Source organism: Moraxella lacunata (genome assembly GCF_002027545.1).
GTDB classification, from domain to species: domain Bacteria; phylum Pseudomonadota; class Gammaproteobacteria; order Pseudomonadales; family Moraxellaceae; genus Moraxella; species Moraxella lacunata.
Genome location: NZ_MXAN01000109.1, coordinates 1 through 14,999 on the forward strand (window position 1 = coordinate 1; position 14,999 = coordinate 14,999).

Below are 14,999 nucleotides of genomic sequence, written 5' to 3' on the forward strand. Positions count from 1 at the left end.
TTTGTGTCAAGCAGTTTTTTTAATTTTTTTGAAAGTTTTAGAAGTTTGTTTTTAACTTAACTTTTAAATTCTTTCAAAACCATTCAAACTTCGTTTTGTTGGTGTTTTGTAACCAGTCGTTGTTTGAATGAGTGCGTATTATACAGGGTTTTTGGTGGGGGTCAAGGGGTTTTTTGAATATTTTTAGGGAAAGTATGTAAGGTGTTGATTTTTAAGTGGACTTTATAAAAAAGACAGCCTTGCGACTGCCTTTTTATGGATAACCCTTGTATGACTTAAAAGATTAGCCTTTTACTTTTTTGGTGTAAACCACACGGCAATCTTTATAAGAGATTTGTGATTCTGGATCTTGGATGATGATGTCTGATCTGTGGTAATTACCCAAGGTCAGTGCATCAGTACCTAGCATCCAGCTGTTTTCATCGCCAAAGAGTGTGCCTGCAACGTCAGAGCGGTTTAGGTTGATTGGCAAGAAACGAGTTTTACCGCCTAAGTTAACCTTGGCATAAGTTGGCAACTTTTGCTTATTAAAGCCATAAGTGACTTTGACCGCACCGCCTATACCACAGCTGTATGATACCTGTCTTACTTTCGTGGCGGTTTTGTCAGCTTTTGCCGCATCCATGGTCGCTTCTGCATGAGCCACACCTGTAAAGGCAACGCCAAGAACGAAGATTGGGGCGATAAATTTAACCGCTTTCATAAGAACTCCTTAAAATAAGGTAAACAAAACAAAATATGATAATCAAATCAAACAATCCTAACTTCATTAAGAAGTAAGACTGCTTCATCTTGATTGGTATTATATAAGAAGAAAATCAAACTTGATACTGTATAACGGTAAAGAATTATTGCTGATTTGGCGTTTGTGGTAACATAATGGTTATTTTGAAATGATTTGTTACATTTTAGAAAAAATTAGGTTTATCAATGATTTATAATTACAACCGTATTTGCATTTGTACTTTATTCTCATTAAAAAATTATCAAAAACACTTCATGCCACCCTGCTTAAATGGTAAAATACACCAAATCTCCCATTTTGTACCTTTATTGAGAATTATCATGCAAATTACCGTCATTGACCACCCCCTTGTCCGTCACAAATTATCGCTCATGCGAGAAAAAAACTGCTCTACCTATAAATTTCGCACGCTCACCAACGAGCTTGGACGGCTGATGGCATATGAAGCGAGCCGTGATTTTGAGACCGAAGATTTTGACATGGACGGCTGGGATGGTAGCACCATCAAAGGCACGCAGGTCAAGGGCAAGACGGTAACGCTGGTGCCGATTTTGCGAGCGGGGCTTGGTATGTTAGATGGCGTGCTTGACTTGTTGCCCACCGCCAAAATCTCATTTGTCGGCTTACAACGTGATGAAGAGACACTTGAACCTGTGCCATTTTTTGAAAAATTTGTCAAAGACATTCACAAACGCCCTGCCCTAATCCTAGACCCCATGCTTGCCACGGGCGGTAGCATGGTTGCCACCATTGATATGCTAAAAAAACACGGCTGTCAAAGCATTAAAGCCCTTGTGCTGGTCGCCGCCCCTGAAGGTGTGAAACTTGTCAATGACGCTCACCCTGACGTACAGATTTTTACCGCATCGCTTGACAGTCATCTCAACGAAGACGGCTATATCATCCCCGGTCTTGGGGATGCTGGCGATAAGATTTTTGGCACTCGCTAAACTACCCTACGCCAGTCGTCATGATTGGCGTTTTTCTTTTATTTTTGAGATGACAACTGCCAATATAAACACCACCGCCTGCAATAGCACAATCGTCGCCCCCGTTGCCGAATCCAAATGAAAACTTAAAATCACGCCTATGAAACTCGTCAAACACGAACTTACCACCGCCACAGCCAGCATGGTATGAAATCGCCTGCATAAGACAAATGCCGTAATGCCAGGGGAGATGAGCATCGCCACCACCAAAATCACGCCAACCGCTTGCATGGCAACCACAATCGTGGCAGACAGCAGGATAAGCAGCCCATAATGCAAAACTTTGGGCGACAGTCCTGCCACACGGGCATGACTTGGGTCAAAGCAGTACAACAATAAATCCTTACCCTTTAACAATACCGCCCCCAAAATCGCCCCACAAATTATCATGGTCTGGATAAGCATTTCACGGCTGATACCAAGCAGATTGCCAAACAAAATATGCTTTAAATGCTGGTCGGTGTCTATTTTGGTAAACATAACAAGCCCCACCGCAAACATGCCTGCAAAGACAATGCCCATGAGCGTGTCTTCCTTGATACGGGTGTTGTTTTTTAAAAATCCCACCGATATGGCACAAAATAGCCCTGCCACAAACGCCCCAAGCGACATCGGTAGTCCAAGCCAAAATGCCACAATCACCCCCGGAAACACCGCATGGCTAATCGCATCGCCCATGAGCGACCAGCCCTTTAACACCACATAGCACGACAGCACCGCACACACCGCCCCAACCACGACCGATGACAATAGGGCGTGTTGCATAAAGGGATAAGATAGGGGGGTTAGGAGAAGGTCGGTTGGGGTCATTTTTCACCTTTAAAAACTGCAACCAATGGTTGCAAAATTAAGCTTTGTCCAAAAGTTTTCTTAAAAGTTCAATTTCTTTGTCTTTTTGGGCGATGATTTCGTCTTTGTGCGATGCGGTTAATTTTAATTTTTCAATTTCAGAAATTAAATTTTGGTCATTATTATAGTAATTATTGCTATAATTTTCACTAATTTGACAAACAACATTTTTATTATCTAATTTCAATAACTCAATTACTTTAACACCCAATAATTCGGCAATTTCGTCCAATCTTTCTAAATTAGGCATACTTTCACCACGCTCTATTTTGGCATAGCCGTTTCTTGTAAGACCTAATTTGTCCGCCATTTGTTCTTGTGTCCAATGGCGTTCTTCTCGCAATTCACGAATGGCGACAAAATCAATCATAAAATACCTATTATCAGTTGTCAAATGACAAGTTTAAGTTGGTTGCAATTTAAGAAAAATTATTGTAACATAAGGACGATTATTTGGCAAATTAAATATGGGTAAATTTTATGAAAAAGCTAATATTATTAGGTCTATTATTATCAAGCAGTCAAATTGCAATGGCGGTAAATTGGGTATATATCGGTCAAAATAATAGAAGTTTATTAGGAATGAGTCAAAATGGGGAGATAGTGTACGGAACATATCACAGTTATATTGATAAAGACAGCGTTTTGATTAAGAAAATGCCTAATGGAAATCCATACATTTCTGTGTGGACAAACACAAGATACCCAAAACCATTTTTGGGAATTCAAGGATACGAAATGGAGGCATACCAATTTAAATCCCTAATTTATTTTGATTGCAATAACCGCTCTGTCGCTACTGGATATATGTCTGCTTATGATAAAGGCGGAAACTTAATTACTCCCAACTCATTAGATTTTATTATGAGAAATAATAATAGGTTAAAAAGTGATTTTATCCCAAACGACTGGGAAAAAGTTGTTCCTGATACAATAACGGAAAGAGAATTAAATACTGTATGTTCTTGGATAAAATAACAGAGCATACTTCCTGCGATACTGGCAATAAATCCAATAAGTAATATTTTTACAGCACATAAGAGTTGGAATATTTATGAAAGACAATAGTTTTGCAAATCTTATTGTAGCTTGTATATATGCCCCTTTTATTATTGGTTTTTTGTATCTTGTTATTGGCGTACCGCTCAATGACAAAAACAACTTTGATAAAAAAGTGCAACAATATGAAAATATGGCGAAAAGTGGCGATGTGTTAGCACAATCAGATTTAGCCAAATTATATAAAAATGGAAATGGTATTTTATTTGATATAGATTATGGCGTGGATTTACAAAAATCCGCTTACTGGTACGAACAATTAGCGTTACAAGGCAATGCAGAAGCTCAATACAAAATTGCTGAAATCTATCAAAATGGTATTGGTATTCCAGTAAATTTACAAAACGCAAGTTATTGGTATGAACAATCCGCCCTACAAAATAATAGCTATGCACAATTTCAACTTGCTGAAAATTGGAAAAATGGTGCTGGTGTTCCGAAAAATAACAACAATGCAATTTATTGGTACACAAAATCAGCCGAAAATAACAATACTCAGGCAATGGAAAAAATCGGCATCATTTATCACGACGGTTTATTGGGTGTGGCGAAAAATAAGGAATTGGCACTAAGTTGGTTTCAAAAACTTAGAGATATGCCCAATTACATAATAAATAGCGATATAAATGCGAGATTATATTTTCTTGAAAACCCAATAGAGATTGCAAAACCACAGCAACCAGAATTACAAATCCCCCAACAACAATACACCAATACAAACAAATACTATCCATCAGAACATTATGGGTATAGCAAAGAGCCTACCGCTCAATGTTGGGACGGTACTTATAGTTATAGTTTAGGTAGGCGAGGCGTTTGCTCTGGACACGGCGGTGTCAAATATTGGTTTTAATTTTGCAACAGCCTGTTGCATTATTCCACTTTCCTTTTTCTCAAAACCCCAAACTTCCCCGAAAACAAAAATGCCCCAACAAAACACAGCGTTTGAAGTAGCACAATCACACCGCCTGTCGCCCCGTCTAGGTAGTAGCTTAGATACACGCCAAGCCCGCTTGTGGCTACGCCCAAAAATCCTGCGATGAGGATAAGCGGACGAAATCTATCGGTAAGCTGATAAGCCGTTGCCCCTGGGGTGATGACCATCGCAATCACCAAAATCGCCCCCACCGTTTGTAGTGCCGACACCACGCACGCAGACAGTAGGCTAAAAAACAGTGCTTGATACACTTTGGGAGACAGTCCCACCGATTTGGCGTGAATCTCATCAAAAAAGACAAGCAATAAATCTTTCCAAAAAACGAGCAAAAAACTAAGCGACACCGCCATGACAATACCCACTTGTATCATGTCGGTATCGCTAATGCCCAAAATATTGCCAAAAATAATCTCTTGAACATTAACAGACGTGGGATTGATAGAAATAATAAACAGCCCCAACGCAAAAAACGTGGTAAAAATAAAGCCAATCACCGCATCTTCTTTTAGATTGGTCAAAGACTTAACCCACAAAATTGCCAAAGATGCCAATATCCCCGAAAAAAACGCCCCAATCGCATAGGGCAAGCCGAGTGCATACGCAATCGCCACCCCCGGCACGACCGCATGGGACAAGGCATCGCCAATCAGCGACCACCCCTTTAACATCAAATATGCCGACAAAAACGCACACACGCCACCGACCACGGACGACAACACCATCGCTTTGACCATATATTCATAAGCAAACGGCTCGGCAAGCAGGGCAAACAGCTCACTCATGGCGTATCCTTATTTGGGTTTGGATTTGAATTTGGCGTAAGGCTGGGCGTTGTGGTGTCGGTTTTTGGGTTGTACAGTTGCACGCCGTCATTTTTTGCCCGTTTTTGGTTCATATTGACCTGCCCCACACGGCTTGCCTGTGCGGTCTCATCGCAGTGGCTACGCTCGGGTGTGCCGTCATGCACCCCATAAAACACCGCAGGCACTTCATCGTCCGCCAAAATCGTAACGGCACGACTGTCATCGTCATCGTGCAAGTCCTTGCCTGCCAAGCGAATTTGTCGTAACACGCCCTCAAACACCTTCTCCAAATTCTCTTGGGTAAAGGTCTCTTTGGTCGTACCGCTCGCCAGCACGGTGCGATTTATCATCACCACTTGGTCGCAAAATTCTGGAATCGTCCCCAGATTGTGTGTGGAGATTAAAATCAAATGCCCTTCGCTTCGCAAATCGTCAAGCAACGCCATAATCGCCTTTTCGGTCTTGACATCAACGCCTGTAAACGGCTCATCAAGCAGAATGATTTTGCTTTCTTGGGCGAGCGAGCGAGCCAAAAACACTCGTTTTTTTTGACCACCTGACAGTTCGCTGATTTGCCTATCTTTTAGATGAGAAATATCCACCCGAGCCATGGCGTCCGCTACCTTTTGGCGGTCGGTTGCCTTAGGCAGTCGCAAAAAATTCATATAGCCATACCGCCCCATCATCACGACATCATAGACCGACACGGGAAATTGCCAGTCCACTTCTTCGGCTTGGGGAACGTAGGCGACTAGGTTTTGTTTTAGGGCGGTGTTAATGGGTAAACCAGAGAGCAAAATCTGCCCTGATTGGGGCTTAATCAGTCCCATAATGGACTTAAACAGCGTGGATTTGCCAGAGCCGTTTACCCCAACCAAGGCACAAGTCGTCCCGCCTGTTAAGGCAAAATTCATGTCAAAAAGGGCGTGATGACCGTTGGCGTAACGCACGGACAACTCCTGAACGCTAATGCTGGCGGTTAAATCGTGAATGTGTGTCATAACTGTAAAAAACTGATTTAAAAAATATAGAAATTTTATAAAATTCCCATATTTTTTAAATCAAAAATTTGGCAAGATACCGTATTTTATCTTGCCAAATTGCCTTGTCAATTATTTTTGGGTTTTTGCGTCTTCAAACCCTTTAACCACCGTACTTGCCGTTACATTCAGTAGGTCAAGATAGGTTGGCACCGCCCCGTCTTTTTCGCTTAGGCTATCCACATACAGCACACCGCCATAATACGCCCCTGCCTCTTTGGCGACTTGTTTGGCAGGTTTGTCCGATATGGTGCTTTCGCTAAATACCACAGGGATTTTGTTGGTTTTGACCGTGTCAATCAGAGCCTTGACCTGCTGGGGCGTGCCTTGTTGCTCGGCGTTAATGTCCCACAGATAGGCTTCTTTTAACCCATAATCTTTGGCAAGGTAGCTAAACGCCCCTTCTGACGTAACCAGCCAACGCTCATTTTCAGGAATCTGGGCAAGTTTGGCACGCAGTGGCTCGTCCATGGCTTTGATTTTTTGGGCGTACGCTTCGGCATTTTTGATGTACACGTCTTTGTTTTTTGGGTCGTGTTTGATGAATGCGTTTTTGATATTTTCCACATAAATCAAGGCGTTAGACGTGGACATCCAAGCGTGCGGATTTGGCAAATCCTTATACGAGCCTGCCTTAATGGGTATGGGCGTGATGCCGTCCGTTACCACCACCGCAGGAATGTCTTTGGCATCGGCATAGAATTTTTCAAACCAACGCTCCAAATTCATGCCGTTCCACAAAATCAAATCGGCTTCTTTGACCTTAGCAATGTCCTTTGGGGTCGGCTCATAGTCATGAATCTCTGCCCCTGCCTTGGTAATGGACTCAACGTCTGCTGCGTCTCCTGCGACATTTTGGGCAATGTCTTCAATAATGGTAAAGGTCGTTACCACCGTCATTTTGTCGGTTTGGGCGGTGGGCGTGGGGGCTTGTTCGGTTTTTTGTTCGGCAGGCTTGTCGTTGCCACAGCCGATGAGAGCAAGGCTAAGTCCCAAGCAGGTCGCCCATTTTTTTAACTCAAAAGAAGGTATCATCATAAAATTTCCAACCACATCAATAAATTGAAATTACCCTTATTAGGGCGTGCCTGCCCTTTATAACACTATTTACAATATAGAAATATTTTAGAAATAAGCTGGTCGTTTTTGCATGAAAAATGGCTAAATCTTGTGACTCGAAGTCAAAAGCTCGTTTGGTAGAACGACTATCAAACTTCACTTTTTCCTTGAAAAACGTGCGATTTTTCGTGATTTTCATTGCAAATACAAAAGGCAGGCACGCCCTAACTATATAACTGGTTTAAGATACGCCTTAAACGTACATCAAAAAAACATGTTATAAATAAGGAATTTGGATGATAATAATACTCATTAATCGTTAAAAAATCAAGGGGTTTGACAAAAAATATACAAAAAACCCTGCCAATATCATAGCAAGGTTTTTGTCAAATCAACATTTAACATTTTAAAATGTCAATATTCTTTGATTAAATTATTTTTAATTATTTCAAACGCTTTTTACCCGTGGCAAACTCATAGACGAACAGCACGATGATGGCACCAATGACTGACAGCACCAAGCCACCAAAACCGCCATTGGCCGACAAATTCAAGGCACTCGCCAAGAATCCACCGACGACCGCCCCGACAATACCCAAAATAATGGTCATAACCCAACCCATTGGGTTCGCCCCTGGTTTGATGGCACGAGCCAACAGCCCAACGATAAAGCCTACGATAATCGTCCAAATAATACCCATGATGTCTCTCCTATAACTGCCTAGCTCATAAATGCTTTGGCAAATCAATTAACCGTGGTTACAAGATGGTCTTAGCACTTGTCTTTGCTAATTTATCAACTTAACCAATTTATTTTGTGTGCTTTTTACTTGATGCAAAAGTTAAATGAATTGTAAGCCAATCTGCCCGCCCACACCACCCCAAAAACGTTAATAACGTAGGACGAATGTCAAATTTTAGGCAGATTCTTGATGATTTGGTTAAGATCTTAGCAAATATGCAATGATTGTGAGTGGTTTTTGTAAAAAAGACCTGCCTAAGCAAGTCTTTGTGATGGCGGTTATGGTTCAAAAAGTTATGCTACAAAGAAAACTTTTCGTGGTGAGCTTATCAAACCATGACGGTTTTCCTACCCGTAGGCATAGCTCAGGGCGAACGGAAAACCTAGTTTGGCATACTTTTTAGATTACCACCGTATGGTTAAGCCAGTATTTCCAAAATTCGCCCATGTATCCCCTCAAACCCGCCATTACTCATAACAACGATGGCATCGCCTGAGCGGACATTTGCCTTGATAAATGCCAAAATCTCATCAATACTGTCAAGTACGACTTGCCCGCCTGTCTCACCAATGGCTTCTTTTAGTCCCCATGCCAGCCCTTTTGGCTCATACCAAATCACACCGTCCGCCAATGATGCAGACGGAGCAAGCTGTGCTTTATAAACACCGAGCTTCATGGTGTTAGAACGTGGCTCGATGACCGCCCAAATCTTGCGACCCGAAAGTTTCTTTTTGACACCGTCAAGCGTGGTCGTGATGGCGGTTGGGTGGTGGGCAAAGTCATCATACACCTGCACGCCACCGACATCGCCGATGAACTCCATACGGCGTTTTATCCCTGCAAAGTTTGATAGAGCCTTGCACGCTGTTGCCACACTCACGCCCACGCTGTACGCCCCTGCGATGGCTACCAGAGCATTATTAACATTATGCACGCCACTCATGCCCCACGTTACTGTGCCTGTTTCATCGCCTGTTTGTCCGATATGTTTCACGTGGAACACTGAACCGTCCACTTGCTCCAAGCTTGCTTGCCAGTCCGCCTCATCGCCGACGCTTGTCCGCCACACAGGCGTCCATACGCCCATTTGTAGGGTGTCTTCTAGGCTTTCCACGCCTTTTGGCATGATGATTTGACCGCTTGGCGGTATCATACGAATCATATGATGAAACTGGGTTTGGATTGCCTTTAAATCAGGGAAAATATCGGCATGGTCATATTCTAGATTATTTAAAATGGCAGTCGTAGGGCGATAATGGACAAATTTTGAGCGTTTGTCAAAAAAAGCACTGTCATACTCGTCCGCTTCAATGACAAAATAACCTTCTTGATTTTCAGTGGTATTTTGACCCAAATGCGAACTGTGGGCAAAGGCAGATTTTAAGCGTTCGTCATCGGTAGCCACAAGTGGCACGCCACCAATCAAAAACCCGGTATCAATCCCTGCATATTGCAAAATCCAAGCGAGCATGGTGGTGGTCGTGGTCTTGCCGTGCGTGCCTGCCACCGCTAGGACGTGGCGGTCTTGTAGGATGTGTTCGGACAAAAATTGCGGTGCGGACGTGTAGCGAAGTCGCTTATCCAGCATATATTCCACCGCTTCCATACCACGTTTGCAGACGTTGCCCACCACCACCAAATCAGGAGCGGGGTCTAGGTGGGTGGATTTGTACCCCTCCAAAATCTCAACGCCAGCGTTGTGAAGTTGTGTGCTCATGGGGGGATAAATGGCGGTGTCCGAGCCTGTAACGGCATGCCCAAGCGAACGTGCAATCAGGGCAAGCGACCCCATAAACGTCCCACAAATACCCAAAAAATGAATGTGCATGATAGTGCCTTACTATGATAATTTGGCAAATTATAGCAAATTTTGGCAATGGGCGGTTTTTTATTTTAAAAATAAAAAAGGCAGAAAATTTTTCCGCCTTTACCTTTACATTTGTCGTTTTAAGAGCTTAGCAAGCCCAACACCTAATATCACCAAAAACACTGCAAACATGGCAAGGGTCAATTCAGGTATGCTAAACCCTGCCATTTGCCAGTCCATCAGAGCACATTCACCCGAACCTTTTAGTACTTCTTGGAACACCTGCAAAATCGGCAGGGTATCCACCCAGTAGTTCAGCCCAGGGCCACAGGCAGGCACTTCATCAGCAGGTAAGTGCTGTAACCACACATGACGAGCCGCCACCCCAAACCCCCACAGCGTGCCGATCGCCATGCCACCCCATAGGGTAAGTTTACCCCAAAGTTTTTTGGGGTTTACAAGCATGCCAACAAAGGCAAATACCCCCATGACCCACACACCAACCCGTTGAAAGATACACAAAGGGCACGGGTCAAGCCCCAAATGACGCTGAAAATAAAAAATCGCCACAAGGGTCGCCACAACCGACAAGGCAAATAAGCACGCACACAGCGTGCGAAAAGTTAGGTGTTTTAACATGGTGTTACCTGTATTGTTGTAAATATTCATAAAAATCTTGGGTTTCTTCTCGCTCTAACTGCTGTTGGTCGGCAAAGGACTGTATGGCAATGTTGGCATAATAGAACGCATCTTCATTGCTAAGGGCGTGAGCAAGCAAGGACTTATGATGTTTTTGGGCGAGCATTTGCCCAAGTTTCCACGTACTGCCCAGTCTTTGACTGTCTGAGATGACCTGAGCTGATGGCGTGAAGTTGGGATTGGTCGCCATGCCTTGCATGAGCGAGAGTGCCAAACGGTAGTCGTTACCGCCATGATGTTCATCAAAAGCGTCAGCGATGGCTTGCATTTGCCCAAGCGTCTGCACTATCCATTCCCCCAAGGATTGCTCGCCATGGGATGTGATGATGGTTGCATTGGCGTCTCGCCCGTCATTGACCACCTTATCAACATTTGATGACAGCTGTTTTTCTTCATCAGGCAGTAGCTCAGGCGAGTCTGACAGCAAGCAATACAATGCCAAAATCTCCAAAAAGCACGCCGTGGCGGTCGTGATACCGATGTCGCTGTATGGGTCTAGGTCAATGGCACGAAACTCGACATAAGCGATACCCCGAGACTCTAAGGCTTGGGTTGGTGTCTCGCCTGAGCGGGTGACTTGTTTTGGGCGGATGGGGCTGTAAAACTCATTTTCAATTTGCAAAATATGGTCGTTAATCTGCACAGGATTGCCGTCTTGGTCGTCTACGCCAATGTTCGTAAAGTCGGCAAAGGGCGTGCCAATGGCTCGGCGTAGCCCCTTGATGTATTCACCTAGGTCGTTATAACGAATGTCCAAATCTTCCTGCACGCTGTTGGTATAGCCTAATTTGCCCATTCTAAGGCTGGTCGCATTGGGTTTATAATAGGTACAGCCCCCATCGCAGTCGCTAAGCGGTGTTAAATCATGCGTGCGACCTGTCAAAAAGCACCCACACACGCTCGGACTTGCCCCAAGTAGATACAGGACGAGTGGGGTTAGGCGTTTGAAGTTGCGAATCAGTCCTAGATATTTTTCATTTTTAAACGTTTGTAAGTCGTCTCGACTCTCACTCTTTGCCCACACCCCGAATAAATCATCGCCGATGGATAGGTTATAGTGCAGTCCTGCGATGGTCTGCATTTTACGACCGTATCGCACGCCAAGCCCTGAGCGGTATAAGGTTTTGAGTCGTCCGATGTTAGATGTGCCATAATTGGCAAGGGGGATGTCTTCGTCATCATCCGAGAGCATACACGGCATGGAGAGTGGCCACACCATCTCATCATTTTCTAATGAACGATGCACCAACACATGCAAGGTGCGAAGCATGTCTAAGGCATCTTTGATGGTCGCCTTGGGTTCGGTGATGAGTTCGAGCAGGTTCTCAGAGTAGTCGGTGGTGATATAAGGGTGGGTCAGCTTCGATCCGAGACGGGCAGGGTGAAAGGTCTTGGCTGAGTAGCCATCAGGTTGCATACGCAGACCTTCTTTTTCAATACCACGTTTCATGCCTGCCACAAGAGCCGAGCCAAACCACGTGGGCAAGGTAAAATGCAAAGATGAGTTCATTGTATTAGCCATATTAAAGTATTTAATATGGCTATTATAATAGAGATGAGTGCATGACTGCAAAGAGTTTTTGGAAAAGGTGTTTATTGGCTTGGTAAAATGTGTTAACAAATAACCAAACTGAGAAATTTAACTGATAAATATTTGACAAACAAAAAAACACCTGCCAAGGACAGGTGTTTTTGAATGATTATCTTAATTAAGAATTAAGAGAAATCTAGTTCAGTTTCAAAACCTTTTAGGCTGTGACGAGCCATTGCTAGGTTTGATTTTTGACGGTCAAGTACTAGGTACAAGAATAGGTTCTCGTTACGAACCAATGGACGAAGTAAATGGTATTGACCGCTTAGCGTGATTAAGATGTCTTCAATAGAATCGTTAAGGCTCAACGCTTTTGCAGTTTTACGCTTGGCACGTACCACCTCAGTGTTACCAGCAGATGCCAATTCTAGGTCAAGACCGCTACCCAAAGTCGCCAAAGCAAGACCTGATTCGCTGTCAACCAATGCCGCTGCGATGAAACCGTCGATGTCGCTTAGACCGTCAAGAGATAATTTAGCCATGATGCTATTCCTTAAAAAGTAAATTAATGTTGAAATTAATGACGATTTAAGTAATAGTTATCAATAATTAAAGATTTTAAAATTAACAAGTTAATTTAAAACTTTAATGACTATTAACAAATTTCTAAAAATCGTCATATCATAACAAAATCATGTATTAGCATTTTGTTATGTGTGTATTAAACCACACCAAGAAATAAAATGCAAGCATTATTTTGAAATTTTGTGCGGAAAAATTTGTGCGGAAAAAATAGAAAAATCAATTTTTTAATAAAAATTTATATAAAAATCAATTACTTTTATAATGTATAGTTTTTTAAAAGATTATTTTTAATTTTTAAAACTATTGATTTAAGCAAACACCCAATATGGCTCAAGACATGCCTAATATAATAAATGATAATCATATACAATATCTTACCATCAATCCACCCTAACCCAAATCGGCATGGTCTGTGAATATTGGCTCGTGCCATAGCTCCCACTTGTGATGCTGTCGGTGCGAATGTCGCCGATTTTTGTCCATTGTCCACGGTGTAGCATGATGTCGCTTGATAGATTTTGGGTGCTAAGCGTGCCTGTGCGTGCCGACTGGTGCAGACTTAGGCGGATTTGACCGTTTGGCGAGACGGTCGCTTTGGCAGAAAAACCATCTGTGAGTGCCACCCAAGACGCACCAAAACTCACCCACACCTTGCCACATCGCTGATGAGCTTGCCAGCCTACAAGCCCGATGAGCGTACTTTGAGTGATAGACACAGGCGAGCCTGATAGGGTTTGCACGGTGTAGTGCTGATTTGTGGTGCTTTGGCTTTGGGTGTTGTGATATTGCCCGTTTATCCACACCTGCCGAGAGATGCCGACATTGACATGACCGCCTTGACTGCTTTGGGAGGTTTGGTTGTTTAGGGCAAGCGAGATGTTAAGCTGGGTGGGGGCAACATCCACTTGACGGACAAGGGCGGAGATACGCTCATAGTCGGCAGGGGTCGCCTTGATGATGAGCTTGTCTTGGTATAGCCGTGCCGTGCCACGATTGCCAAGCTCATCTTGGACGATGTCAAGCAGGGCAGGGTCGCCATAGGTGTGAATGACGTACATTTAGGTGTTGGCGTGGGCGAGCGTGGCAAGAAAGCTTAAAATGATGAGTGGTTTTTTCATGATGATAAAAGGTTAAAATAGCTTTTTAAACATTCGGCTATTTTAACCTTTTTTAGAAAGGAGCTTGTAGGTTTATTGTGTGCAAAAATTACCAGTTAAACCATTTAATAAGCCATTTATTTTAACCCAAGCACGTCCTGCATGTCATACAGCTGTGCAGGTTGCTCATGTAGCCACAAGCTAGCTCGTACTGCCCCATTGGCAAAGGCCATACGGCTTTGGGCTTTGTGGGTAATCTCGATAATCTCGCCATTCATGATAAATTCCACGGTATGTTCACCGACAATCTCACCTCCACGCACCGCATGAATGCCAATCTCGCCATCGGCGCGTTTGGCTTGCCCTTGTCTGCCATAGATGGCGGATGTTTTAATCGTTTGCCCACGGGCATCTGCCACCGCATTTGCCATCATCAGAGCCGTGCCAGACGGTGCGTCTAACTTATGTTTGTGATGATGTTCGATGATTTCGACATCCGCATCCATGCCCAGTACTTTGGCGGTGATGGCAAGTAGGTTGAGCGACAAATTCACCCCTGTGGAGTAGTTGCCAGCATAGACGATAGGGATGTGTTTGCTTACCTCATGCAGTTTGGCTTCTTGGGCTTCGTCAAGCCCTGTTACTCCCATGACAAGGGCGACTTTGTTGGCGATACACGCCTCTAACACCTCATCTAAGGCATCGGGCAAACTAAAATCGATGAGCACGTCCACCCCTGACAAATCTAGCGTGGAGAGTGTAACCCCACATTTACCCATGCCCACAAACTCGCCTGCGTCCACGCCGATAAGGCTAGATATAGAACGGACAAATGCTCCTGCTAGGTTGGCTTTGGGGTTGTCTAGTGTGGACTGGATGAGCATACGCCCCATGCGACCTGACGCACCCATGATTGCGATGTTTAGTGCCATGATAGTTTCCTTAGGATTAAGTTTAAGATGATTTGATGATAACCAAAAATTTGCCAAAAGTAAATTTAAAAAATAAGATTTTGGCTCAAAAAGCATGCTACAAGGGTATTTTCAGCAAGACTAT

16 protein-coding genes are annotated in these 14,999 nt (G+C 43.6%); 3 read left to right on the forward strand and 13 right to left on the reverse strand.

Going from position 1 to position 14,999, the window contains the following annotated elements; genetic code table 11:
• Positions 1-283: 283 nt before the first annotated feature.
• Positions 284-703 (reverse strand): ACP-like domain-containing protein, encoded by a 420-nt coding sequence (locus B5J94_RS12945; protein ID WP_211271095.1) that lies wholly within the window; start codon positions 701-703, stop codon positions 284-286.
• Between the two features lie 362 nt (positions 704-1,065).
• On the opposite strand from B5J94_RS12945, the gene upp reads away from it, so the two are divergent.
• Positions 1,066-1,695, forward strand: coding sequence for a uracil phosphoribosyltransferase (upp, locus tag B5J94_RS12950; protein ID WP_062500297.1), 630 nt, complete (start codon positions 1,066-1,068; stop codon positions 1,693-1,695).
• A gap of 18 nt (positions 1,696-1,713) precedes the next feature.
• On the opposite strand, the gene B5J94_RS12955 is transcribed toward upp, so the two are convergent.
• Both B5J94_RS12955 and B5J94_RS12960 read right to left on the reverse strand, forming a co-directional pair.
• Entirely contained in the window at positions 1,714-2,544 is an 831-nt protein-coding gene (locus tag B5J94_RS12955) for a metal ABC transporter permease (protein ID WP_228144600.1), read from the reverse strand.
• 37 nt (positions 2,545-2,581) lie between these two features.
• The gene (locus B5J94_RS12960) at positions 2,582-2,953 is read right to left on the reverse strand and encodes a helix-turn-helix domain-containing protein (RefSeq protein WP_062500299.1); all 372 of its coding nucleotides are present in this window, start codon (positions 2,951-2,953) and stop codon (positions 2,582-2,584) included.
• Between the two features lie 110 nt (positions 2,954-3,063).
• Here B5J94_RS12960 and B5J94_RS12965 point away from each other — a divergent pair, with 110 nt between their 5' ends.
• Entirely contained in the window at positions 3,064-3,561 is a 498-nt protein-coding gene (locus B5J94_RS12965; RefSeq protein ID WP_062500301.1) for a surface-adhesin E family protein, read from the forward strand.
• A 76-nt stretch (positions 3,562-3,637) separates the two neighbouring features.
• On the forward strand, positions 3,638-4,495 hold the full coding sequence (locus tag B5J94_RS12970) for a DUF3761 domain-containing protein (protein ID WP_062500303.1): 858 nt from the start codon (positions 3,638-3,640) through the stop codon (positions 4,493-4,495).
• A 20-nt stretch (positions 4,496-4,515) separates the two neighbouring features.
• Here B5J94_RS12970 and B5J94_RS12975 read toward each other — a convergent pair whose 3' ends face one another.
• The 10 genes from B5J94_RS12975 to dapB form a co-directional block, all read right to left on the reverse strand.
• Positions 4,516-5,361: a metal ABC transporter permease gene (locus tag B5J94_RS12975; RefSeq protein ID WP_303620929.1), complete on the reverse strand. Its 846-nt coding sequence runs from the start codon at positions 5,359-5,361 to the stop codon at positions 4,516-4,518.
• The gene (locus tag B5J94_RS12980; protein ID WP_079364182.1) at positions 5,358-6,383 is read right to left on the reverse strand and encodes a metal ABC transporter ATP-binding protein; all 1,026 of its coding nucleotides are present in this window, start codon (positions 6,381-6,383) and stop codon (positions 5,358-5,360) included. The genes B5J94_RS12975 and B5J94_RS12980 overlap by 4 nt, the downstream gene beginning before the upstream one ends.
• Positions 6,384-6,494: 111 nt before the next feature.
• Entirely contained in the window at positions 6,495-7,460 is a 966-nt protein-coding gene (locus B5J94_RS12985; RefSeq protein ID WP_228144601.1) for a metal ABC transporter substrate-binding protein, read from the reverse strand.
• A 464-nt stretch (positions 7,461-7,924) separates the two neighbouring features.
• Positions 7,925-8,182 (reverse strand): GlsB/YeaQ/YmgE family stress response membrane protein, encoded by a 258-nt coding sequence (locus B5J94_RS12995; protein ID WP_062500365.1) that lies wholly within the window; start codon positions 8,180-8,182, stop codon positions 7,925-7,927.
• A gap of 460 nt (positions 8,183-8,642) precedes the next feature.
• A complete protein-coding gene (mpl, locus tag B5J94_RS13005; RefSeq protein ID WP_062500369.1) occupies positions 8,643-10,052 on the reverse strand; it encodes a UDP-N-acetylmuramate:L-alanyl-gamma-D-glutamyl-meso-diaminopimelate ligase in 1,410 nt (469 codons plus the stop codon).
• Positions 10,053-10,157: 105 nt separating this feature from the next.
• The gene (locus B5J94_RS13010) at positions 10,158-10,670 is read right to left on the reverse strand and encodes a disulfide bond formation protein B (protein WP_062500376.1); all 513 of its coding nucleotides are present in this window, start codon (positions 10,668-10,670) and stop codon (positions 10,158-10,160) included.
• Between the two features lie 4 nt (positions 10,671-10,674).
• Positions 10,675-12,252: a glutamate--cysteine ligase gene (gshA, locus tag B5J94_RS13015; RefSeq protein WP_062500371.1), complete on the reverse strand. Its 1,578-nt coding sequence runs from the start codon at positions 12,250-12,252 to the stop codon at positions 10,675-10,677.
• 194 nt (positions 12,253-12,446) lie between these two features.
• Positions 12,447-12,803 carry a hypothetical protein gene (locus B5J94_RS13020; RefSeq protein WP_062500373.1) on the reverse strand — a complete coding sequence of 119 codons (357 nt, stop codon included), beginning with the start codon at positions 12,801-12,803 and terminating at the stop codon, positions 12,447-12,449.
• Positions 12,804-13,226: 423 nt separating this feature from the next.
• Entirely contained in the window at positions 13,227-13,904 is a 678-nt protein-coding gene (locus B5J94_RS13025; protein WP_062500374.1) for a hypothetical protein, read from the reverse strand.
• A gap of 176 nt (positions 13,905-14,080) precedes the next feature.
• Entirely contained in the window at positions 14,081-14,875 is a 795-nt protein-coding gene (gene dapB, locus B5J94_RS13030) for a 4-hydroxy-tetrahydrodipicolinate reductase (RefSeq protein WP_062500378.1), read from the reverse strand.
• Positions 14,876-14,999: the final 124 nt, after the last annotated feature.